Source organism: Cystobacter fuscus (assembly GCF_044360685.1).
GTDB lineage: Bacteria > Myxococcota > Myxococcia > Myxococcales > Myxococcaceae > Cystobacter > Cystobacter fuscus_C.
On record NZ_CP043491.1, the window covers coordinates 5569143 to 5591522 of the forward strand.

A 22380-nucleotide genomic window follows, 5' to 3' on the forward strand; every position below is an offset into this window, starting at 1 on the left:
CGTCTGAACAAACACGTCAAGCGGCGGTCGGAGCCAGGGGAGACTGCGTGCCGCGCCGGAGGGCCTGGGTGCGCTTGGCGATCAGCCGCACCACCACCGCGGTGAACAGCAGCGCCGAAGGCACGGCGTACCAGTAGTTCATCGGCACGCGCTTGAAGTACGAAGAGGTGAACACCGCCGCGATCACCCACATGCCGGTGACGTGCAGCCGTCGCCAGGCGGTCGGGCCCATGCGACGGGCAAGACCGCGATGCGAGGTCACCGCCAGCAGCAGGATGAATACATAGCCGATCGTGCCGGGCAGGTTGGTCAGGGTGGAGCGGCCGGGCCAGAACTCGGGGTTGAGCTGGCCGAAGGCGTAGATCGCGATCGCGTGCAGCAGGTGCGAGAACGCGAACGACAGGCCGACGATGCGACGCTCGCGCAGCAACGCCTGGGTGAAAGGGCCGGGCAACAGCGAAGCGAACGAGGACGCGGTGAACGCGGCCAGGAATAGAACGAAGGAGGTACGGGCGGTGACGCGGATGGCTCGGCGGCTGCCTTCCACGGCGTCGGGGCCGAGCAGGTAGGCGGCGCCCGCGGCACCCATCAGCAGCGCGGCCAGCATCAGGAACAATTTCCAGCCGCCGAAGCGGTGGGATGAGGGGGTCGGGTTCATGGCGAGGAGTCCATTCGGTCGGGGTGGAAGGGGTCGGCGTCGGCGGGAGCACTGGTCGTCACGACGATGCGCGCGGACCACAGCTCGGCGAGCAGCACCTGCCCGTGCGCCAACATGTCGGCCGCGGCCGTGCCGCTCTCGTGTGCCAGCGCGGAGAGATGTGCCCGCGCGCTGTCGGCTCTGGTGTCGATGGCCTGCAACAGGCGATAGGCGAACGGCGAGAGGCGGTCGGTGCGCAGCACATGGTCCGCATCGCGCCGCAGCAACAGCAGGGTGGGCGCGGCCGGCGGTTCGTCGGTGTCGGGATGCAGTGCCGACTCCATATGCACTGGCCAGCGATAGCCGCGCACGTGGGCCAGCGGCGACAGCGCCAGCGGCACGTCCAGAGCCGGCTCGGCCATGGGGGCGGGTGCGGCGGTGGCCTCGGCGAACAGCAGCGCATGCCGGCTCCATTCGTAGTTGGCCAGTTCCGCTGCCCACGGCGGTAGCGCCGTGTCGGACTCGGCCAGCCACGCGGCGAACTCGCCGGCGACCCGCGGGAACAGCGGCGTATCGCAGCGATGCCGGCGGTAGAAGTCCTCGATGGCGCGACGCCACCCGGCCTCGCCCAACATCATGCACAGGCGCGGGAAGCTGCCGGTGAGCAGCGACTCGACGCCGTTCACGCACAGCGTGCGGTACAGCGCCAGCCGTGCCGGGTCTACGCCCGGCGGTGGCGGTCGCGAGGGATCGCGCACATATGCCGCCCAGGCCAGTTGCAGCGCGCGCAGCGCGGTGGTCATGGCACGAGCTCCGGTCGTGGCTGGTGCGTGGCCTGCACGTCGCGGATGCGTGCCACCTCGGCCATCAGCTCGGCGATCGGTGGGAAATTGAAGTCGCGCTCGAGCAGGGTCGGGCGCACACCGAAGCGTGCGTAGGCATGGTCGAGCAGGGTCCACACCAGGCCCTTCACCGTGGCGCCGTGGGTATCGATCTTGAAGCCGTCGGCCTGGTCGAGGTGGCCGGCGACGTGGTACGAGGCCACGCGATCGGGCGGCAGCTGGTCGAGGAATCCGAAGGCGTCGTAGCCGTGGTTGCAGGCGTTGACGAAGACGTTGTTCACGTCCAGCAGCAGGTCGCAGTCGGCCTCGGCCAGCACCGCGTTGATGAATTCGCTCTCGCTCATCGCCGGCGTGGGCACCGCGTAATAGGAGATGTTCTCCACCGCGATGCGCCGGCCCAGCATGTCTTGCACCTGCGAGATGCGCGCGGCGACATGGCGCACGGCTTCCTCGGTGAACGGCAGTGGCAGCAGGTCGTAGAGCTGGCCGTCGGCCGCGCAATAGCTCAGGTGCTCGCTGTAGAGCGTGACCGCGTGGCGGTCGATGAATTCGCGCGTGCGCACCAGCAGCCGGCGATCCAGCGGGTCGGTGCCGCCCAGCGACAGCGACAGGCCATGGCAGGTGATTGGAAAGCGCGTGGACAGTTCGTCCAGCACCTTGCCGAAGCAACCGCCCACGCCGATCCAGTTGTCCGGCGCGCATTCCAGGAAATCGACCGCGTCTGGCGTCAGGGCGAGCAGCTCGGTGAGCATGCCGCGGCGCAGGCCGAGCCCGGCCGAGGAGGTGTGCAGGGTGGGATTCATCTCGTTACTCCGCCAAGGGCGCCGCCGCCCGGAGGCGGCGGCGCGGGGGTGGTCAGTCGACGATGTTGGCGAAGCGGCCCTTCGGCGGGGTCTTGCCGTTCGCCTCGTAGGTCGCGCGCAGGAAGTCGTGCGCCTCCTTCTCGCTGATGTAGCCGTCGTGGTCGCTGTCGATGCGGTCGAAGTCGGCCGCGCGCTTGGCGGCCACGGCGAGGAACTCCGCGCGCGAGACCTTGCCATCGTGGTTGCTGTCGGTGTGGGCGAAGGCGGCATCGCCGCACTTGCCTTCACCACACTTGCCTTCGCCACACTTGCCCTCGGCGGCTGGCGCGGCGGCGGTGCCCTTCTTGGCCGTGGTGCTCTTCTTGGCGGTGGTGTCCGTCTTGGTGGTGGTACCCGTCTTTGCGGTGGTGGGGCTGGCGCCGCATCCGGCTTCGCCACACCCGCCTTCGCTGGCGCTGGCCTCGGCCATCGCGCCGAGGGCTAGTGGTTGCATCGCCAGCGCCTGCGTGCTGAGCAGCACGCCGCCGGCCAGGGCGACGCCGATCGCGCCGACGAGGGGTTTGCGATTGCGGGATTCGGAATGGGACATGGTAGGCTTTCCTTCGGGACGTTGCGTTGACATGGACAGCTCCTCGCCATGGCGGCGTTGAATTGGATGGTGGCTATTTCAAGGGCGCGAGGTATCCGCACCGTGTCAGGTGGGCCGGATTTTTGTCAGCGCCTGTGTCGCGGACGGCGGTCGATACACTTCGATACGAAGTGCCCGGCGGCTGGCGCGGTGGGCAACCAGTTGGCGCGGGCGTTGTGTGTCGAAACGTAGCCCCACACCGCGCCGACACCTTGTGTGACAAGAAGCCGGCCTCGCGGAAACAGCGGCGATACAGTCGTGGCTTGCAATGAGTGCTCCTTCCACAGGAGTGCTCTCAATGATTCGCAAGACGATGCTGGCCGCGCTGATGGCCATCGCCCTGGTTCCGGCCGCCGCATGCTCGGGTCCGGTGCATACCGATCCAGCCGCGCCCACGGTGATTCTGGTACATGGCGCCTTCGCCGACGGTTCGAGCTGGAACAAGATCATCCCACGACTGGAGGCCAAGGGGGTGCCCGCCTTGGCGGTGCAGAATCCGCTGACCTCGCTGCAAGACGACGTGGCCGCCACGCGCCGCGCCATCGCCGCCGCGCCGGGCAAGGTGGTGTTGGTCGGCCACTCCTGGGGCGGCACGGTCATCACCGAGGCCGGCAACGACGACAAGGTGGTCGCGCTGGTGTACGTGTCCGCGTTCGCGCCCGATGCCGGCGAGAACTCGGCCCAACAGGGCGAGCATTTCCCGACGGCGCCGGGGCTGCAGCGACTGCAGGATCGCGACGGCTTCCTGTGGCTGCCGGCCGAGGCGGTGGCCGAGGACTTCGCGCAGGACCTCGATCCAGCCACCGCGCGCCTGATCTACAGCACCCAGGGCCCGCTGAAGGCCAGCGCGCTGTCCGAGCCGGTCGCGCGGGCGGCGTGGAAGCACAAGCCCAACTGGTACGTGCTCACCCGCGAGGATCGCATGCTCGCCCCGCAGTTGCAGTCCGCCACCGCGCAGCGCATCGGCGCGCGGCTGCATTCGCTCCAGGCCAGCCATGTCTCGATGCTGTCCCATCCAGGCGAGGTCGCCGACGTCATCCTCGAGGCCGCCGGGGTGAAGTCGGTCGATCCGTCGCCGGCCAAGGTGGGTGGCTGAGATGTGGGCCTTCGTCCTGGCCGCGCTGGCCGGCGTGGCCACCATCCTCTCGCCGTGCGTGCTGCCGATGCTGCCCATCGTGCTGGCACGCGGGGCCGGCGGCGACCGCCGTGAACCGCTGCTGATCGTCGTCGGCTTCGTCGCCTCCTTCGCCGCTGGCGGCATCGCCATCGGCGCGCTGGCGGCGTCCTCGGGCCAGTTCGAGGCGGGCGTGCGCGTGGCCGCGCTCGTGGTGCTACTGCTGGCCGGGCTGGCCTGTGTGTGGCCGGCGCCGTTCGAACGGCTGCAGCAGCGCTGGCTGGCCGGCTCGCGTCTGTTCGCCTGGCAGCCGCGGGCGGCTGGCGCGGGCGGCGCGCTGCTGGTCGGAGTCTCGCTTGGCATCGCCTGGACGCCATGCGCCGGGCCGGTGCTGGCCTCGGTGCTGGCGCTGGCCGCCAGCGCCCAGGCCACCACGCGCGCCAGCGCCCTGCTCGGCGTGTACGCGCTCGGCGCGGCCACGCCGCTGCTGGCCCTGATCTACGGCGGTCGCTGGGCCGGTGCCCGGCTGCGCCCGCTGCAACGCCACACCGCCTGGGTGCGGCGCGGCTTCGGCGTCTGTGCCGTGGCCATGGCCCTGCTCCAGTTGTGGCAGCTCGATGCCGCGCTCACCGCGCGACTGCTGCCGTGGCTCCCCTCCATCTCCACCGGATTGTGAACATGCCTACCTTCCTCCGTGCCGTTCTCATCACCGCCATCGCCACCGTGTCCACCGTGCTGGCCTGGTCCTCCTCCCGCGCCGACGAGGCGCGGCCGGCCTCGCTCACCACCGCGCCGGACTTCAGTGGCGGCGGCGAGTGGATCAACAGCCCGCCGCTGAGCATGTCGCAGCTGCGCGGCAAGGTCGTGCTGGTCGAGTTCTGGACCTACTCGTGCATCAACTGCCTGCGCGTGGCGCCTTACGTCTCGCAATGGCACGCGCGCTACGCCGACCAGGGCCTGGTCGTGGTCGGCGTGCACACGCCCGAATACGGCTACGAACGCGTGGACGCCAACGTGCGCGCGGCGGTGCAGCGCCTGGGCATCCACCATCCGGTGGTGCAGGACAACGGCTACCGGATCTGGAACGCCTACGGCAACCAGTACTGGCCCGCGCTCTACCTGATCGACGGCGAGGGCCAGGTGGTGTACCGCCATTTTGGCGAGGGCGACTACGACCGCACCGAGGCGCGGATCCGGGCCCTGCTGGCCACGCGCTGACGCTGGCGCGCTATCATGGCGGCGTCCGTGGCACAGCCGCCGCCATTCTTCCCACGGACGACACCATGGCCCATACAGACCACATCCTCATCGTCGACGACGACCGCGAGATCCGCCGCATGGTCGGCGAATACCTGCAGCGCAACGGCTTGCGCACCACGCTCGCCGCCGACGGCCGCGAGATGCGCGCGGCGCTGGACACCAGCGACGTCGACCTGATCGTGCTCGACGTGATGATGCCCGGCGAGGACGGTCTGTCCCTGTGCCGCAACCTGCGCGCCGGCAAGCACCGCAACGTGCCGGTGGTGATGCTCACCGCGCGCGACGAGGAGACTGATCGCATCGTCGGCCTGGAGATGGGTGCGGACGACTACGTGGTCAAGCCGTTCTCCGCGCGCGAGCTGCTGGCGCGCATCAACGCGGTGATCCGGCGCGCGCGCATGCTGCCGCCCAACCTGCGGGTCACCGAGGCCGGCCGGCTGATCGGCTTCGGCCAGTGGCGGCTGGACACCACCGCGCGCCATCTGCTCGACGAAGACGGCACCGCCTATCCGCTCAGCGGCGCGGAGTTCCGCCTGCTGCGCGTGTTCCTCGACCACCCGCAGCGCGTGCTCAGCCGCGACCAGCTGCTCAACCTCTCCCGGGGCCGCGACGCCGAGTTGTTCGACCGCTCCATCGACCTGCTCGTCAGCCGCCTGCGCCAGCGCCTGCGCGACGACGCGCGCGAGCAGGCCTACATCAAGACCGTGCGCAGCGAGGGCTACGTGTTCTGCCAGCCCGTGGTCCTGCTCGGCGAGAACGCATGAACGCCCCCCCGCGCACCGGCTGGCGACGCCTGCTGCCACGCACCCTCGGCGCGCGCCTGATCCTGATCCTGTTCACCGGCTTGCTGCTCGCGCACGCACTGTCCTTCGCGCTGCTGTTCTCCGAGCGCTACGTGGCCGCGCGTTCGATGATGCTCACCAACATGGACCAGGACGTGGCCGTCAGCGTGGCCCTGCTCGAACGTCTGAGCCCGGCCGAGCGCGTGCGATGGGCGCCGCGCCTGGAGCGGCGCACCTACCGCTACCTGCTTGGCCCGGCGCATCCCGGCGTGCCACTGACCAGCGACCGCGCGCGTGAGGTCACCGCCCTGATCGACCGCAGCCTGAACCATCGCTACCGCCTGCGGGCGCGCACGGTGTCCACCTCGCCGGAGCGCTTCGAGGTGGAGCTCTCCCTGGCCGATGGCCAGCCGTTGACCATCGAGGTCACCCCCTCGGTGATGCCGATCGCGCGCTGGCTGCCGGTGGTGCTGGCGGTGCAACTGGCGCTGCTGCTGCTGTGCGCGTGGCTGGCGGTGCGGCTGGCGACGCGGCCGCTGGTGCAACTGGCCGACGCGGTCGAGCGGCTGGACCCGGCACGCGCGCATCCGCCGCTGCCGCGGGAAGGACCGGTGGAAGTGGTCAAGGCCGCTATTGCGTTCAATGCGATGCAGGCGCGCATCGGCCACTATCTCGCGGAGCGGTTGCAGATCCTGGCCTCGATCTCGCACGACTTGCAGACCCCGATCACGCGCATGAAGCTGCGCCTGGAAGCGATGGAGGAGGGCGCCGACCGCGATCGCCTGATCGGCGACCTGGAGCAGTTGCAGCAATTGGTGCGCGAGGGCATCGCCTACGCGCGCAGCACCCACGGCGCCACCGGCCCGGCGGTGCGGTTGGATCTGCACGCATTGCTCGACAGCGTGGTGTGCGACTACCAGGACGCGGGCAAGCCGGTCACGCTGGGTGAATGCGCGCGCGCTTCGTTGAGCACGCGACCACCGACATTGCGGCGCATCGTCGAGAACCTGATCGACAACGCGGTGAAGTACGGCGGCGGCGCCGAGGTCGGCGTGCGCCAGCTCGACGACGGGCGCGTGGCCGTGGACGTGTGCGACCGTGGCCCGGGCATTCCCGAACACGAGATGCAGGCGGTGCTGCAACCGTTCTACCGGCTGGAGAGTTCGCGCAACCGCGATACCGGCGGTACCGGACTGGGGCTGGCCATCGCTCATCAGTTGGCGGCCACGCTGGACGGCGAACTCGTGCTCGCCAACCGTAGCGGCGGTGGCCTGCGCGCGACGCTGCTGCTGCCAGTGGCTACGGAATGAGCAGGAGCTTGCCGGTCGTGCGGCGGCTTTCCATGTCCTCATGGGCCCGCGCGGCTTCGGCCAGCGGATGGACGCTCCCGATCCTGACCTTCAGCGAGCCAGCGGCGATCCAGTCGAACAGGCGCGCGGCGCGGCTGCGCAGCAGCTCGCGGGTCGCGATATGGTCGAAGACGGTCGCGTAGCCGAGCTTGATGCTCTTGGGCAGGCTCATCAAGTCGATGGGCCCAGGCCCGCCGAGCACCGGCCCGTACCAGCAGAAGGTCCCGCTGCGGCGCAAGGAGTCCAGGGAGGCCTGGAAGGTCTTCGGACCCGAGCCGTCGTAGACCACGTGCACGCCGTCGCCGCCGGAGAGGCGGATCGCTTCGTCGGCGAACCGGCCCTCGTCGTCGACGATCACATGATCGGCACCCGCCTCGCGCGCGACGGCGACCTTGTCCGCGTGCGACACGCGGCCGATGACCTTGCCGCCTCTCAGCTTGATGATCTGGGTGAGGAGCAGGCCAAGGCCGCCGGCGGCGGCATGGACGAGCGCGACCTCGCCGGGCTGCACGGGGTGGAAGTCGGTGGCGAAGTGGCTCGCGGTCAGACCCTGCACCATCACCGCCGCCGCCGTGCGATCGTCGATGGCGTCGGGCAGCGGCACGAGCGCATCGACCGGAATAGCGACCCTTTCGGCGTAGCTGCCGGGCGCGTAGACCCAGGCGACCCGGCGTCCCACCCACGTCGGCTCAACGCCATCGCCGACCGACAGGACCCGCCCGGCGCCCTCGATGCCCAGGACCTTCGGCTCCGGCTTGTCGCTCCAGATGACTCCCCGTCGCACGCCCGTGTCCATGAAGTTCACGCCCGCCGCGGCGATCTCGACGAGTGCCTCGCCCGGCCCCGCGACCGGCTCCGGACGCTCTACGGACGCCAGGACTTCGGGCCCGCCCTGGCGGGTCATCACGACAGCTTTCATCGTTCTCTCCTCATTTTGAATGTTCATTCCAGAATCGGGCAAAAAAAAGAGAAGCTCACCGCAGGGCGCGCAGCGCCAGACGGCCCAGGCCGCGGAGTTGGTCGGTGTCGGCGCCGCTCCGGGCGGCGATGCGGATGGCGCTGAAGCTCGCGATGAGGAAACCCGCCGCCTCCTCGGGGTTCAGCTCGACGCCGACGTCGCCGTCGGCCTGGGCCGCGCGCACGCGTTCGACGATCGCGCCGCGCAGCGCCCTATCGGCGGCGTCGTGGATCTTCGCCAGATCGGCCCACGTGCGGCCGAACTCGCAGATGGACCCGACCCCCAGACAGGCCTGCCTGGCGTCCTCGACCAGGCGCTCCACCATGGCTCGAAGGCCTTCGATGGCCCGCGGCCGACTATGCAAGGCCGCGACGTGGGCGTCGCCTGCCAGGGCCGAATAGCGCCGTACGGCGGCACAATAGAGGTCCCGTTTGTCGCCGAAGGTGTCGTAGAGGCTCTGGCGGCCGATCCCCATGGCCTTGACCAGCATGTCGGCCGAGGTCCCCTCGAAGCCATGCTCGCGGAACACGCCGATCGCGGCGTCCAGCGCTTCCTCCGTGTCGAACGCCTTGGGTCTGGCCATGGTCGTTGGATACGAATTCTGGAACGTACAGTCAAGAAAAGGCGACGGGCCGCCGCCGTCTTGCGGCCTAGGAGCCTGTCGGAGTACCTCGGCTACCCACTACATGAGGGGTAGTGCGACTCAAACACACCGCTACGGTTGGTATGTAGGAGTCGTTTTTCGGCAGTACTCCGACAGGCTCCTAGGTGCCTGTCGGAATATCCCCACGACCCACTACATATCGAGTAGTGCGAGTCGAACGCACCGCTACGGTTGGTATGTGGGACATGTTTCGGGGCGATACTCCGACAAGCTCCTAGGGCAACTCGGTCACATCGAGCACCGCCTGGGCGAAGGCATTGGGCGCCTCCTGCGGCAGGTTGTGGCCGATCCCACCGGTGATCAGGCGATGGGCGTAGGGCCCGGAAAACCTCGCCCTGTAGGCCGCTGGCTGCGGATGGGGCGCGCCGTTGGCGTCGCCTTCCATCGTGATCGTCGGCACGCCGATCACGGGGAACTGCGCGAGGCGGCTCTCGAGGGCGTCGTAGCGCGCCTCGCCGGCCGTCAGGCCCAGGCGCCAGCGGTAGTTATGGACGACGATCGCCACATGGTCGGGATTGTCGAAGGCCTGGGCCGAGCGGGTGAAGGTCGCCTCGCTGAATTGCTATTGCGGCGAGGCGGTCCGCCAGATGAGCCGGGTGAAGTCGCGCAGGTTGCGTTCGTAGCCAATGCGGCCACGCTCGGTGGCGAGGTAGAACTGGTACCACCAGGAAAGCTCCGCCTCCGGCGTCAGGGGCTCCTGGTTGGCCTGCTGGCTGCCAATCAGGTAGCCGCTCACCGAGACCAGCGCCGTGCAGCGCTCCGGCCAGAGCGCCGCGACGATGTCGGCGGTGCGCGCGCCCCAGTCGAAGCCGGCGATCACCGCCTGGGCGAGACCCAGCGCGTCCATGAGGTTGATCACGTCGACGGCGAGGGCCGCCTGCTGTCCGTTGCGGACGGCCTCCCCGGAGCGGAAGCGTGTCGTCCCGTAGCCGCGGAGATAGGGCACGATGACCCGGCGCCCGGCGGCCGTCAGCCGCGGGACGACGTCCACGAAGCTGTGGATGTCGTAGGGCCATCCGTGCAGCAGGAGCACCGGTGGGCCGTCGGGCGGGCCGAAGTCGGCGTAGCCGATGGAGAGGTCGCCAGCGTCGATCTGTTGGATTGGCGCCCAGGGAGCGGACGGGGCGGGCAGGGTGGGCTCGGCGAGTGCCGCACAGGCGAGCTGGTTCCAGGCGCCGACGGCGAAGGCCCCTGCGATGAGCAGGCGGCGCCGGCCTGGATTGGCGAGGTCGTCGGGTTTGAAGGTCATGGACGGTCTCCTGGCTTGTCTCTGGTCGGTTGGACGCGAGCTCAGGCGAGGTCGAGCGTCACGGCGATGTTGCCGCGCGTGGCCTTGGAGTAGGGGCAGGTCTGGTGGGCCGCCTCGATGAGCGATCGGGCGAGGTTCGCCTCCAGGCCCGGCAGGCTCACCTTCAGGCGCGCCTGCAGGAAGAAGGCGCCCGCCGTCGTGCCGAGATCCACCTCGGCGTCGACCGCGGCGCCAGCGGGGAGGGTCACGTTCATGCCGCGCGCGGCGAGGCCCAGCGCCCCGATGAAGCAGGCGGACCAGCCGGCGGCGAACAGCTGCTCCGGGTTGGTGCCCGCTCCGGCGGACCCGGGCGGCGACAGCTTGATGTCGAGCCGGCCGTCCGAGCTGCGCGCGGTGCCGTCGCGGCCGCCGGTCGTATGCGTCTTGCCAGTGTAGAGAACGTTTTCGATGGGGGACATGGAATGCTCCTGTTGGTCGGAACCGATTTAATCGGTACCGATTTGATAGCCCAGGCCCGTGGCGTTCGTCAACCTTCCGATTCAATCGGGTCCGATCTATATGTAGTCAGTCTCCATCACACGAAGGCCCACATGACCAAGCCCCAGAACCCGAAGGCCCCGAAGCTGGCGGACTTCATGTGCTTTGCGATCTACTCGGCCAACCTGGCGTACGGGCGGGCCTACAAGCCCATCCTCGACGAGCTGGGAGTGAGTTACACCCAGTGGATCATCATCGTCGCCCTGTGGGAGGAGGACGATCAAACGGTCGGCGGCCTGGGCGCCAGGCTCTTCTTGGAATCCAACACGCTCACGCCGATCCTCAAGAAGCTCGAGACCCTCGGCTACCTGAAGCGTCGGCGTGATCCGGCCGATGAGCGCCAGGTGATCGTCAGCCTGACCGAGGCGGGTCGCCAGCTGCGCGAGAAGGGTCTGCAAAAGACCCTGGTCAAGGCGGCCGGTCTCGAGCCGGAGGAATTCGCCGCGCTGCAGCGCGCCGTCACCAGGCTTCGCGACAACCTCATCCGCCACGCCGGCGGGCAATAGACAGCCGCCGACGAGAACGCTCGCACCTCTCCGGCTCCTGCTGCTGGAGAACGCACGGTCTCCAGAGCCGAAGCCCTGTCCCCGCATCACCACGTCCGGCTGCTGGCCCATCTCCTCGGGCATCATCATTTGGCTTGCCGAACTTCACCCATTGCGCGTGCACCTGGCCGTTGCTCATCTTCATGCCGTGCACGACGACGCGCTCGCCGGCCTTGATGTCGGAGCGTCAATCACCCTGACTCTATTGCTACGGCAACCTCCAGGTGCAAAGGGGCGGGCTGGCGTAGGTAGGGAGGGCGCGGCAGGGGACGCGAGCCATGAATCGTCCCACCTGTCAACTCAGTAAAAGGCTTATAGCTCCCTTCGAGAGGCATCACTTACGTTAGCGCCCGCAACAGAGGAGACGTCATCTGTTCGACAAGGCAAATACCATGGAGGCCTCATTGAATTTCCTGACTGACGGGCTGAAGCAGTGGGTACTGTGTTTGATGGCGCTGTGTGTGCTGGTGCCGGGAGCAAGTCATGCTTCGCCGTTGAAGATCTCACTGCAATCGGATCAGGGGACATATTTCACGCGATGCAACAATTGTCAGAAGACCACGAACGGTGATCTCCCCGACACCATCACCACCCACGTCACGACGGCTGCCGAGCCCTACGCCCAGTTCCAACTGGTGCTCGTTGGCAACGGAAAGATCGCGCTCAAGGCGGACAACGGCAAGTTCGTGAGCCGCTGCAACAACTGCATCGTGAATGGCAGCCAGTCGGAATCCGTGACGGCGCACGTCAGCGACGCCACTCCGCCTTCCTATGCCCAGTTCACGCTCGAGACGTTGTCCAACGGCAAATACGCGCTCAAGGCGGACACCGGAAAGTATGTGACGCGTTGCAATAATTGTTCGCCTGATGCCGCCACGCCCAACACGGTCACCGTGCACGCCACGGATCCCAACAATGAGCCCTACGCCCAGTGGACCATCAGGCCTATCTTTCCCGCGGGTACCAAGATTTCCCTCAAGTCCGATCAAGGGACATACTTCACGACCTGCGGCGGCTGCCAGACGACCGTGAACAATGGCTTTCCCCTGACCATCACCACTCACGCTAGAGCGCTCAGCAGTCCCTTTACCGACTTCGAGGTTGTGGACGTTGGTAACGGAAAGATCGCGCTCAAGGCGAACAGCGGCCAATTCGTGGCTCGCTGCGGTGGTTGTATCGTTGGTTCCACCAGGGACTTCCTGACGGTGCACGCCCCTAATTCGAGCTCGTCGTTCGCCCAGTTCAAACTCTTGCTGCTCAACAACGGTAAATGGGGCATCCAGGCCGATAACAGCAAGTACGCGGACAACTGCATGAACTGCTCGCCGAACGCCGCCGTGACCAGCACCGTTACCGTCGGTAGCACGAGTCCGAACAGTCAAGCCAACGCCCAGTGGGACATCGCCTACGTTCCCTGATGGCATAGGAGCGCTCTCCAGGATCCTCTCTTTCCTGAAGAGCGCTCCGCCCATGAGGCGGGTCACTGTTCCTCGCGGGCGGAGCCGGGGCTCACGGCTCGCTGAATGTGCCCTCCGGGGCAGTGGCGGACCAGGTGTTGGTACGGACGTTGAGTGCCCGGAATTGCAACGAGCTGCTCCAGTCACCCATCAGCACGACGAAGTTCGGCGTGGTGAGGACCCGGCCATTCACCGAGCGCTCAATGGTTGTGTCGCCCACGGTGGCCCGGACGCCGTAGTAGACGTAGGGGCTGCCGGCCTCGGGGGTGATCACCTGGGGCTGGAAGGCAGCTCCCGCGACGGGCCCAGCGGCCGTGCCATACCCCGCGCTGGTGATGACGGGCGTGAAGGCTCCCCGGGTGACACCGTCCGCCTGCGCCGCGAAGTGGCCGAAGTCGATCGCCGTCGGCGCGTGGGTCGCGGCCTGGATGAGCCGCACCACGGGCGTGGGCACCGCGTCCGGCGCGAACTCCTCCTTCACGACGGTCAGCCGCGCCTGTGCGCCCTCCGTGCCGCTCACCACGGCCAGGTAGCGCCGGCCCGCCTCGAGCGGACCCGTCGAGACATCGGCCAGCACCGTCGCGGCACTATCGTCGGAGGCCGTGACCCGCAGCGTCCCTCCCGTCGGGGAGACCGGCAGATCTCCGATGGCCGGTGCGGCCCCATACCGGAGGTTGTTGGCGATGATGCGCGAGCCCTCGAGGACCTGGAGCGGGGTGGGATCCGCGTCGGCCGTGGCCGGATTGACCGCGTGGAAGAAGTAGAGGAGGGGATCCCGCTTCAGGCGGATGACCCCGTCCTTCCCCGAGGGGACCAGCAGCAGCGCGGGAGCGCCCTCGTCCTGCAAGGTGCGCCGGTCATCCCCCGTGGTGATGACGAACCAGGCACTTGCCGTCGCCAGCGTCCCGCTCGGGGGAGAGAAGAACAGCTTGCCGCTCTGCGAGGGCGTGAAGTTGGGTGCGCCGATGATCGCCAGCCGCTGGAGCTCCGCCGGGAGGGAGACGCCACCCGTGGCCGTGTCGGCCGAGTACGGCTCCACCGCGGTGGTGTAGGGCGTCGCGCCCGTTTCGTTGGCGAGCCGGCGATTGCGGTTGCTTCCCGTGACCCGGTCTGCCGTCACGTAGCGCACCCGCACCATGCCCGCCTCCGCCGGCTCGAAGGACTCCTTCAGCACCAGCAGCCGCGGCTTTTCCATGCGGTCCGCCCCGGCGTACACGATGTTCCCGGTGCCCACGAGGGTGAGCCGCTCGCCCTCCTCAAGGGTGATGGCCTCCGAGGCCGCCACTGGCGCCTCCGAGAGTTCCGACTCCGCGTTGCGCACGACGAATTGCACGCTCTGGCCGGGAGTCACCTCGAGCTCACGGTAGGCCGTCACCGCCTCGTCCCCTGGCTCCAGCGGCACCGGGAACAGCTTCGTGTCCCCGGCGTAGAGATCAATCTTGTACGGCGCCCACGGTGCGTCGGCCTTGTCGCTGGGGTTGTTCTTCAGGCCGAGGTAGGCATTGACGAAGCGGACATAGGCCTTGGGCGCGACGGTGCCCGCGTCCGTGCCACCATCTCCACCGTCCCCACCGTCCGGAAGAGGGTCTCCGCCATCCACCGGAGTTACCCCCGCGTCCGTGTCACCGGGCGGGTTCTGCGGGCCGCCGTCGTCGCAACCGGTGGTGGTCCCGGCCGACAGGGCGAGGACCGTCATCAACAACCAGACACCCAGAACGTTCCTCTTCACGCGTGCTCTCCCACAAGAATGAGAAGACAGACATCCGTGCTCGTGGCTCATCGCTTTTCGCACTCGCCGCGCAGCGGGTAGATGCGGCCCTTGGACAGCTCATCGCGCAGGTAGAAGTAGGCCATGACCCCCGCGTTGAACTGCGCGTGCTGGAGCCACTCGGAGACCGCGGCGGAATCCGTCCCTGCCTCGATCTCCGGGGTCAGCGGATTGTCGAGCGTGCAGATCTTCTTCCACAGGGTGGAGCCGCCGATGGCGCTCGGGTTGCCGCTGGGCGGCTCGCTCGAGCCGGTGCCGAACTTGCCGACGCGCACGAGATCGCAGGCGCCGCGGGCCGCGCCGAGCATGTTCGCGCCCCACTTGCCCCAGTCCGTCTCCCGAGGCGAGAAGTCGATGTCCACCTCGCCGTATTTGATCCACGCCTGCATGAATTCCGGAGTGAAGGTCACCGTGGTGCCGCCCGCGGCCATCCACGTCATGTAGCGCGCACCGCCGTGCTCCCCGAGCACCCGCTCGAACATCGCCAGATGGGGTGTGCCGGTGGTGGAGGTGCCGAACAATCCCTTGGCGAGGTTGGCCACGCGCGCCCCGTTGAGCGCGACCAGCGTCTTGGCGGCGCCGCTCTGCCCGTCACCCGCGCGGCCGTGGCAGTTGGCGCAGATGCCCTGGAACACCGCGGCTCCGGGCGTGGTGGAGTAGAGCTCGCCCCACGGCTGCTTGGGGTTGCCCAGCTTGTCCTTCATCCACGGTTCGATGGACTCCGGCGGCGGCGCGTTGGCGTCGAAGCGGCAGCCCGGCTTCGGCGTCCAGAAGTTGGTGGGGATGCGCTGGTGGGCGAGCGCCTCGTGCGCCTGAGTAATGGGGTAGCGCTTCAGGTAGTCGAACGGCGGGACGCCGATGCTGGACTCCCAGTGGGTGTTGCGCGGCTCGTAGGGAACCTTGTCGGTGAAGTCCTCGGAGACCCAGCGCACGTCGGGGGGATCCTGGCAGGTCTCCTTCACGGCGAGCTCCGCCTGGCGCAGGCGCTCCTGACGGTTGGCTTCCTTCTGCGCCGTGCTCAGCCCGCTGTCGCGAGGCCAGTCCAGCGAGGCGAGCCAGCGCGCCACCAGCAGCGGCGCGCGGCAGTCCTGGCCGGGGACGTTGGCGGGCATGTGGATGATGCGCTCGTCGGTGTCGCGGGCCACGCGCTGGAAGAGCGTGCTGGCGGGGGTCGGGCTGCGCAGGTCGGCGGAGAAGTCCGTCACCCCGAGGTTGACGTAGGAGCGCAGCCCGTTGCTCTCCTTCAGCGTGGTGGGGAACTGGAACAGGCTGCCGCCCGCGGAGAAGTCGAGCGAGGCGATCGCCGGGTTGCTGATCACCGCGAAGCCGTTCGGGTTGTGGCACTGGGCGCAGTTGGCGATGAAATAGCCCTGGAGCTCCAACTCCTGCGTGTTGCGCGGGCGCTTGCTTCCGGACGTCTCCAGCCTGGGCAGCTCCGCGCTCGAGTGGATGCCCGTGAGGACGCCGTAGCTGATCAGCCGGTCCACCTGCGACAGCTCGTCCTCGAGCACGTCCGCCTCGGCGTCCACACCGCCCTCGCCACCGGGCCGGCGGTTGAGTTGCAGCGGGGTGAAGCCGAGGACGAAGTTCTGTCCCTCGGAGCCGGTATGACAGTCCACACAGCGGTGGCGGCCGGGGATGGCGTAGTTGCGCGTGGCTCCGGTGGCCTCGTCCGTGCGGTAGACGATGACACGATCGGAGAAGCTCGAGCCATCGCGGTAGCGCAAGTCATGCAGCTCCGCCACCGTCTCGTCCTCGTTCCAGATGTACGTGCCGAAGAGCGAGTCCTGCCACGGCTGGCGCACGACGATGAGCCGCGTCTCGATCTTCCGGTAGCCCACCTGTCCCTGGGCATCCTTCACCGGCTTGAAGAACGTCTTGTAGAAGCGGGTATTGGGGGGGATCTCGAAGTGCTTCGTCTTGGAGTCGTACCGGATGGACGTGCCCGCCGGGACGTGCACCTGGCGCAGCTTCTTGGCGTGGTCCGAGAAGAGGGGATAGGTGGGCGCGAAGGCGACGGTGCCGCGCCGGGCCAGCTTCTCCGCGTCGAAGGTCACGATGTCGGTGTCCGTCTCGGACAGGAAGCGGGGCAGGGCGGTGGCACGGGCGAACCAGGCATCCTTCTCCGGATCGCCGCCCAGCGGCACGCTCTCGGGGATGCAGTGGCCCAGGTCCGTCATCGCCTCGCCCACGCCTCGCGCCACGTCCACGCCGCCGTCGCTCGAGCCCTCCTCCCGCACCTCGAAGGAGCCCTCCGGGGTGCCCTGCGCGAGCCAGGAGGAGAGCGCCTGTCCGAGCGCCACCGCCTGCTTGAGCTGCTCGGAGGAGGGCAGGGGTGGCATGGCGCCCTGCGTGGCCATGCGGGCCATGGCGGGGGCCGTCGCCCTCAGGCTGGCGAGGTCCGAGGTGTACTGGAAGCCGCCCCGGATCTCGGGGGCCTTGTGGCACGAGCCACACTGCGCATCCACGCGCGCCCTCAGGTTGTCGAAGGTCTCCGTGACGGCCTCGCGCGTCGCCGCGCGGCGCAGGGGAATGCGCTCGTTCGAACGTGCCGGGAGGCAGGTGATGCGAGGGGTGCCCGCGTCATCCGCGCCAGGCCCGTTCCCGTCCGCCGGGCCGGCGTCCGGGACGACAGCGGACTGCTCCGGGGACGGGCAGCCTCCCATCGTGGCAACCACGAACATGGACACACCGAGAGCGAGGCCCGTGACGAGCCCATTCCTTGTCATCACCATGAGACGGAATCTCCTCCTACGCTGCGTGCGAGCCTTATCGGAGAACGTGGAGCGGAGTTTGAAAAAATATCGTGACGAGCGCCGGGCTGGAATCTTCCAGGACCACCGGGTTCGTCACGATTGTATGTCTTTGACGAATGAGTGACGGCCGGAGGAGCGGGAGGCTCCTCCGGCCGTGGGGTGGCTCAGGGGGGGGCTTCAGCTCACAGGCCCTTGCACACGCCGGCGCCGCGGCCGAGGTCCCCGCCGCAGTCGAGCGGGCTGACGGTGCTGCAGGAGATGAAGCCCTGCTGGACCAGGAGGTTCTCGAAGTCCTGGGTGTTGGTGCTGTAGACCCAGTCATACAGGGCCTGCTCCTGGGTGGCCTTGGCGTAGTTCACGTTCTCGTTGAGGAAGAGCTTGCGCGAGAGCGGGTAGACGCCCGAGGTGTTGCTGGCGATCAGCTTGCGGACGTTGGCCGCGGTGGGGGCGATGCCGTCCACCTTGAGCGCCGCGTTGCCGGTGCGCCTGGCCGAGTCACCGGCGTAGCCGATGGCGTTGGCGTTGTTGGCCGTCAGCTTGCCAATGCAGGTGGTGGCGCTGTCGGAGGTGGTGCAGGGCGAGGGATTGGTGGAGGCCTCGTCCTTGATGACGACCACGTCGGCGCAGAACGTGGTGCAGCCGAGCAGGGACTTGAAGGTGTCCGTCGTGCCGGACAGGTCGTCACGGCGGTACTTGGCGATGGTGCCGGCGGTGGGGCGGCCCAGCGCGGACCAGTTGCTCACGCAGGTGGCGGCGCTGCCGCTGCCGTCACCGCAGAAAGCCTTCTTCAGGTTGGCCGTGGAGATGCTGTTGCCGGCCAGGGCATTGTAGGTGGAGGTGCTGACGAAAGCGTTCACCGCGTCGAGCGCGACGACGTTGCTGGACTCGCCAGGGCAGCACGCGCCGCTGGAGGCGGTGCCCCCCGCGCAGGTGCCCGCCTTGAAGTCGCGCGACATGGGCGCGAGCGTCTGCTGACGGCCGATACAGGAGGTGCCAGAGCCGTTGCGCACACATCCCTCACCCACGCTCGAGCCCTTGCCCTCGATGGTCAGGCCAGCGCCCGACTGGACGTTGGCGGCCACCAGGGCCTCCTTCAGGGTGTCCGAGCCGTAGAACTCGTTGTTGGGACCCAGATTCTGCACCACCGCGCCGAGCTGCTGCTCGGTGCTCATGGACTCGCCACCACAGCCCACCACGGACATCGTCACCACCACGGCGGCCGACATGGCCCACTTCATCTTGTTCATGACGGATGCTCCCAGTTGCGAGGGTTTGATTCTGGACAAAGGCAATGCCTCTCCGCCAAGCGGTACGGGGAACGCGGGCTTCGGGGAGAGGCGTCGAGCCCGGTCGGGGCCGGTTCGACGGGGCGCAAGGTGCCTCAATCCCCGGACTCCTCGCGCTCCAATTGCGTCAAATCTCCGCCAATGGCGGTTCACATGTCATGAATGTCTATTGTGTCACGGGGTTCTCACGGCGCGTCCCGCTCCAACGCTTGCCGGGCGAGCAGACACGAAGTTGACGCAAATGGCACATCCCATCCCGTACCCGCGGGGAAGGGCGGACCTATCTCTGGTCAGAACCCGCTGGAGGAATACCCTTGCGCGCCCTCTTCCCCTGGTCTGTCCACAAGACAGCGATTCTTCTCCTGCCCCTCGTGGTGCTGGCGCCGGCTGCCGGGTGGGCCGCCGCGTCGGAGGGAGGCACCACGGGGCCCGAGCCCCTGGAGATCGCCATGGGGTTGACCGCGGGGCTCGTCCTCTTCCTGTATGGCGTCTCGCGTCTGGCGTTGGCGTTGAAGGCGCTCGCGACGGAGCCGGCCAGGCGCCTGTTGGGAAGATTCACCCGCAACCGCTTCGCTGGCGTCCTCACCGGAGCCGCGGCCACCACGGTGCTGGACTCGTCCTCGGTGACCATCATCATGGTCATCGCCCTGGTGGACGCGGGCCTCTTGAGCGCCATCCAGTCCCTGGGCGTGGTGTTGGGCTCGAACATCGGAACCACGTTCGGCGCGCAGCTCGTCGCCTTCCAGATCAGCAAGTACGCCCCCGTGGGCCTCGCGCTGGGGGCGCTGCTGCTCGCCTTCGGCCGGAGCGAGCGGTGGAAGCACGTGGGGCGCATGGTGTTTGGAATGGGGCTCTTGTTCTTCGGGCTGGAGCTCATCGAGCAGACCATGGAGCCCTTCAAGGACCACGCGCCCTTCCTGCGGTGGATGCGGGAGCTGGGCGCCAACCCGCTGATGGGCGCGGCCGTGGGGGCGCTGTTCACCCTGATCATCCAGTCCTCGTCGGCGACCATGGCCATCATCGTGACGCTGGCCAGCCAAGGGCTCATCTCACTGCCCACGGGGGTCGCGATCATGCTCGGAGCGGAGATCGGCACGGTCGCGGACACGCTCATCGCCACCATCGGGCGCAGCCGTCAGGCCATCCGCACGGGGGTGTTCCACTTCCTCTTCAATCTCATCACCGCCGTTCTCGGCATCCTGTGTGTGTCCCAGCTCATGAGCCTGGCCCAATGGGTTTCGGGGGGAGCCAGCGTGGGCCGGCAGATCGCCAACGCACAGGTGATCTTCAACGTCCTGGGGGTCCTCCTGTTCATCGGCTTCGTGCCCCTCATCGACCGGGCGCTCCAGGTGCTGCTCCCGGATCGGCGCACGGACTCCGCCTCGCCGTCAGTCCTCTCCCGGGAGCAGAATGCCTGAACAACCTGATTAATCCATACCGTTGCAACCGCTTTCTTTGAAATGAAGAACCTGGATTCCAAGACATCAGGAAGGAGGATGAGAAGGAATCATCCCTTGGGGGGCGCTTGACAGGCTTCAGGTAAAACGTTTACCTGTTCTGGATTCCCGCGCGAGAGAAAGAGTTGCATGAGGGCTGGTGGATCGGGGTGGGGTCGGTGTTTCTCTCGCCCATCCTTCGTGCGTGCTCCGCGAGGGGCACGTTTTCGAACCGGGCCAACCACCCGGATGCTGCTCACCCCCGAAAGAAGAGAGCCCCCATGTTCCCACATCACGTCGTCCGGAAGATGTTCCTTCTCGGCACCGCCAGCACGGCCCTGTTCATCGGCTGCGGTCCCGAGGAGGCCGTGGCCCCCCAGGAATCCCTGGGTTCGGATCGCCAGGAGATCGTCGGCGGTAGTGACACGAGCATCTCCACCCATCCCTGGCAGATCTCCTTCCAGTACGCGTGGGGTGGCCCCTTGTGCGGTGGCTCCATCCTGAACGAGCACTGGATCCTCACGGCCCAGCACTGCGTCTATGAGGGGGGCTTCGCGGTGACCTCTCCGAGCACGGTCCGCATCGCCGCGGGCAGCTCCAAGCTCAGCACGATGGAGCGCGAGGGACAGATTCGCTTCGTCGACGACGTCATCTCCTTCCCGGGCTTCGCGGGCGTGAAGAAGGGCAAGGACGTGGCGCTGCTGCACCTGTCCAAGCCGCTCACCTTCAACGGCAAGGTGGCGCCCATCGCGCTGGCGACGGCGGAGGATGAGGCGGCGGGTCTGACGGATCCGGGGGTCATCTCCACCGTGACGGGCTGGGGCGACCTCTCCTACAACGGCTCCTCTCCGGACACCTTGCAGGCCGTGGACGTGCCCCTCCTCTCCCACGAGGATACCGACGCCGCGTACCCGGAGGACATCACCGCGGATCAGCTCGGCGCGGGCATCATCGGCGTGGGCGGCATCGACTCGTGCCAGGGAGACAGCGGCGGCCCGCTCGTGGTGAGCAAGGGCAGCGGCAAGGTGCTCGCGGGCGTGGTGAGCTGGGGCGAAGGGTGCGCGGATCCCGCCTATCCCGGCCTGTACGCACGCGTCTCTCACTTCCAGCCGTGGATCTCCTCCTTCCTGAAGAAGTCACCCACCATCCGCCTCAACACGACCAACCAGTCGGTTGGCGAGGGCGCCTGGAAGCACTACCGGGTGAGCATTCCGTCCGGCCTCAAGGTGTTCAACGTGCACATCTCGGGTGGCACCGGTGATGCCGATCTCTACGTCCAGCACGGCGCCCAGCCCACGGAGCGCAGCTTCACCTGCCGGCCGTACGCCAATGGCAACGATGAGACCTGCAGCATCCCCAACCCGGAGGCGGGCACCTGGTTCATCTCGGTCCAGGGCTACCTCGCCTTCTCGGGCCTGAGGGTGCACGCGACCTCCTACTGAGCGCGCTCCACGGTCCTACCAGGATTGAAAGCCTCGAGCGGCGCTTCCCGCGCCTGCTCGGGGCATCTTCCTTCTTCAAGACAGGCGCCACGGACTCCCTCTTCGCCGCGAATGGGTGTCCGGGTCGCATTGGTCCTGACTCCGAGGGCGGAGCGGCTTCAATTCCCGTCGCCCCCCATTCTGGTGTCAGGAGTCGTGAGGCTCACGGATTCCAGCAGTTCGCCGGCTGGTTATTGATGTGGACCCAGAAGCGCATGTCATCACGCACGTTGCCGTACGCATACCAGTTCCACCCACCGCCGCCGTCGTGGAACTCGGCCATCCGCCAGCCGACCCCGAGGTTGGCGGCGCAGATCTGATCAGCGACGGTAGGGCTCGTCAGTGTGATGCCCTGGACTGGCGGAGTCGTCGCGATGTGTCCGCCCACCCACCCATTGTAGTAGTCCGTCGCCAAACCACTGGGGGTGGGTGAGCCGTCCCGCTTGATACAGAGGACCGGCAGCGCCGTGGTACAGGCCGTATCACCAGAGTAGGCGTTGCATATCACTCCATTATCGCACCCCACGTGATCCACACCGTATGTGGACGAGTGACTCCGCTTGAGCCACGTCATGCCTCTGCCGCCCGAGGCCTCCACCGGAAGGGCAAAAGAGACAGACAACAAAACTCCAGACAACAGCACTCGGTTCATGCCGTTACTCCTCGTTGGGGTGGTGTTCGCGCCCTATCATCCAGAACCGAGAACCAAGTTCCAAGAACAAAATCCACCCTAATCTGGCCGAGTGAACAGTCATAGGCTTATTGAGGGCACGGGCAAATGCGCCTCATGTCGAAGAAGAGCCATCCGCTCTCTCCCGAGCGGATGGC

22 protein-coding genes are annotated in these 22380 nt (G+C 67.6%); 9 read left to right on the plus strand and 13 right to left on the minus strand.

The genetic code is table 11. The features are described from left to right. Positions 1 to 16 precede the first annotated feature (16 nt). Genes F0U63_RS22805 through F0U63_RS22820 form a run of 4 tightly spaced genes read right to left on the minus strand, consistent with a single transcriptional unit; the run spans position 17 to position 2871 of the window. The gene (locus F0U63_RS22805) at positions 17 to 658 is read right to left on the minus strand and encodes a ferric reductase-like transmembrane domain-containing protein (RefSeq protein WP_395848013.1); all 642 of its coding nucleotides are present in this window, start codon (positions 656 to 658) and stop codon (positions 17 to 19) included. Continuing rightward, positions 655 to 1440, minus strand: a complete 786-nt coding sequence (locus F0U63_RS22810) for a DUF2063 domain-containing protein (protein WP_395848014.1) — start codon at positions 1438 to 1440, stop codon at positions 655 to 657. Before F0U63_RS22810 ends, F0U63_RS22805 begins: the two co-directional genes overlap by 4 nt. Further along, positions 1437 to 2282 carry a DUF692 domain-containing protein gene (locus F0U63_RS22815; protein ID WP_395848015.1) on the minus strand — a complete coding sequence of 282 codons (846 nt, stop codon included), beginning with the start codon at positions 2280 to 2282 and terminating at the stop codon, positions 1437 to 1439. Before F0U63_RS22815 ends, F0U63_RS22810 begins: the two co-directional genes overlap by 4 nt. Positions 2283 to 2334: 52 nt before the next feature. Continuing rightward, entirely contained in the window at positions 2335 to 2871 is a 537-nt protein-coding gene (locus F0U63_RS22820) for an EF-hand domain-containing protein (RefSeq protein ID WP_395848016.1), read from the minus strand. Positions 2872 to 3208: 337 nt separating this feature from the next. Between F0U63_RS22820 and F0U63_RS22825 the strand changes: the two genes are divergently transcribed. From F0U63_RS22825 to F0U63_RS22845, 5 genes are all read left to right on the plus strand, one after another. Continuing rightward, entirely contained in the window at positions 3209 to 4006 is a 798-nt protein-coding gene (locus F0U63_RS22825; protein WP_395848017.1) for an alpha/beta fold hydrolase, read from the plus strand. A 1-nt stretch (position 4007) separates the two neighbouring features. Then, positions 4008 to 4700, plus strand: a complete 693-nt coding sequence (locus F0U63_RS22830) for a cytochrome c biogenesis CcdA family protein (protein ID WP_395848018.1) — start codon at positions 4008 to 4010, stop codon at positions 4698 to 4700. 2 nt (positions 4701 to 4702) lie between these two features. Beyond that, on the plus strand, positions 4703 to 5242 hold the full coding sequence (locus tag F0U63_RS22835; RefSeq protein ID WP_395848019.1) for a thioredoxin family protein: 540 nt from the start codon (positions 4703 to 4705) through the stop codon (positions 5240 to 5242). Positions 5243 to 5307: 65 nt separating this feature from the next. Beyond that, a complete protein-coding gene (locus tag F0U63_RS22840; RefSeq protein WP_395848020.1) occupies positions 5308 to 6048 on the plus strand; it encodes a response regulator in 741 nt (246 codons plus the stop codon). Then, a complete protein-coding gene (locus F0U63_RS22845) occupies positions 6045 to 7376 on the plus strand; it encodes a sensor histidine kinase (RefSeq protein WP_395848021.1) in 1332 nt (443 codons plus the stop codon). The genes F0U63_RS22840 and F0U63_RS22845 overlap by 4 nt, the downstream gene beginning before the upstream one ends. Here the strand turns inward: F0U63_RS22845 and F0U63_RS22850 are convergent. The 5 genes from F0U63_RS22850 to F0U63_RS22870 form a co-directional block, all read right to left on the minus strand. Then, the gene (locus tag F0U63_RS22850; protein ID WP_395848022.1) at positions 7366 to 8334 is read right to left on the minus strand and encodes a quinone oxidoreductase family protein; all 969 of its coding nucleotides are present in this window, start codon (positions 8332 to 8334) and stop codon (positions 7366 to 7368) included. The genes F0U63_RS22845 and F0U63_RS22850 overlap by 11 nt on opposite strands. 55 nt (positions 8335 to 8389) lie before the next feature. Then, positions 8390 to 8956, minus strand: coding sequence for a TetR/AcrR family transcriptional regulator (locus tag F0U63_RS22855; RefSeq protein ID WP_395848023.1), 567 nt, complete (start codon positions 8954 to 8956; stop codon positions 8390 to 8392). 295 nt (positions 8957 to 9251) lie between these two features. Then, a complete protein-coding gene (locus tag F0U63_RS22860; protein ID WP_395848024.1) occupies positions 9252 to 9542 on the minus strand; it encodes a hypothetical protein in 291 nt (96 codons plus the stop codon). A gap of 57 nt (positions 9543 to 9599) precedes the next feature. Then, a complete protein-coding gene (locus tag F0U63_RS22865; RefSeq protein WP_395848025.1) occupies positions 9600 to 10286 on the minus strand; it encodes an alpha/beta fold hydrolase in 687 nt (228 codons plus the stop codon). Positions 10287 to 10327: 41 nt separating this feature from the next. Beyond that, positions 10328 to 10744, minus strand: coding sequence for an organic hydroperoxide resistance protein (locus tag F0U63_RS22870; protein ID WP_395848026.1), 417 nt, complete (start codon positions 10742 to 10744; stop codon positions 10328 to 10330). 132 nt (positions 10745 to 10876) lie between these two features. Here F0U63_RS22870 and F0U63_RS22875 point away from each other — a divergent pair, with 132 nt between their 5' ends. Then, positions 10877 to 11329 (plus strand): MarR family winged helix-turn-helix transcriptional regulator, encoded by a 453-nt coding sequence (locus F0U63_RS22875; protein WP_395848027.1) that lies wholly within the window; start codon positions 10877 to 10879, stop codon positions 11327 to 11329. A gap of 431 nt (positions 11330 to 11760) precedes the next feature. Next, positions 11761 to 12786, plus strand: coding sequence for a fascin domain-containing protein (locus F0U63_RS22880; RefSeq protein WP_395848028.1), 1026 nt, complete (start codon positions 11761 to 11763; stop codon positions 12784 to 12786). A 91-nt stretch (positions 12787 to 12877) separates the two neighbouring features. On the opposite strand, the gene F0U63_RS22885 is transcribed toward F0U63_RS22880, so the two are convergent. The 3 genes from F0U63_RS22885 to F0U63_RS22895 form a co-directional block, all read right to left on the minus strand. Continuing rightward, positions 12878 to 14554: a DUF4397 domain-containing protein gene (locus tag F0U63_RS22885; RefSeq protein ID WP_395848029.1), complete on the minus strand. Its 1677-nt coding sequence runs from the start codon at positions 14552 to 14554 to the stop codon at positions 12878 to 12880. Between the two features lie 47 nt (positions 14555 to 14601). Then, positions 14602 to 17328: a hypothetical protein gene (locus tag F0U63_RS22890; RefSeq protein ID WP_395848030.1), complete on the minus strand. Its 2727-nt coding sequence runs from the start codon at positions 17326 to 17328 to the stop codon at positions 14602 to 14604. A 203-nt stretch (positions 17329 to 17531) separates the two neighbouring features. Beyond that, positions 17532 to 18596 carry a cell envelope biogenesis protein OmpA gene (locus F0U63_RS22895; RefSeq protein WP_395848031.1) on the minus strand — a complete coding sequence of 355 codons (1065 nt, stop codon included), beginning with the start codon at positions 18594 to 18596 and terminating at the stop codon, positions 17532 to 17534. Positions 18597 to 18949: 353 nt separating this feature from the next. Between F0U63_RS22895 and F0U63_RS22900 the strand changes: the two genes are divergently transcribed. Beyond that, the gene (locus F0U63_RS22900; RefSeq protein ID WP_395848032.1) at positions 18950 to 20053 is read left to right on the plus strand and encodes a Na/Pi cotransporter family protein; all 1104 of its coding nucleotides are present in this window, start codon (positions 18950 to 18952) and stop codon (positions 20051 to 20053) included. A 299-nt stretch (positions 20054 to 20352) separates the two neighbouring features. Continuing rightward, positions 20353 to 21513: a DUF1986 domain-containing protein gene (locus tag F0U63_RS22905; protein ID WP_395848033.1), complete on the plus strand. Its 1161-nt coding sequence runs from the start codon at positions 20353 to 20355 to the stop codon at positions 21511 to 21513. A 202-nt stretch (positions 21514 to 21715) separates the two neighbouring features. Here F0U63_RS22905 and F0U63_RS22910 read toward each other — a convergent pair whose 3' ends face one another. Then, on the minus strand, positions 21716 to 22204 hold the full coding sequence (locus F0U63_RS22910) for a flagellar hook-length control protein (RefSeq protein WP_395848034.1): 489 nt from the start codon (positions 22202 to 22204) through the stop codon (positions 21716 to 21718). Positions 22205 to 22380: the final 176 nt, after the last annotated feature.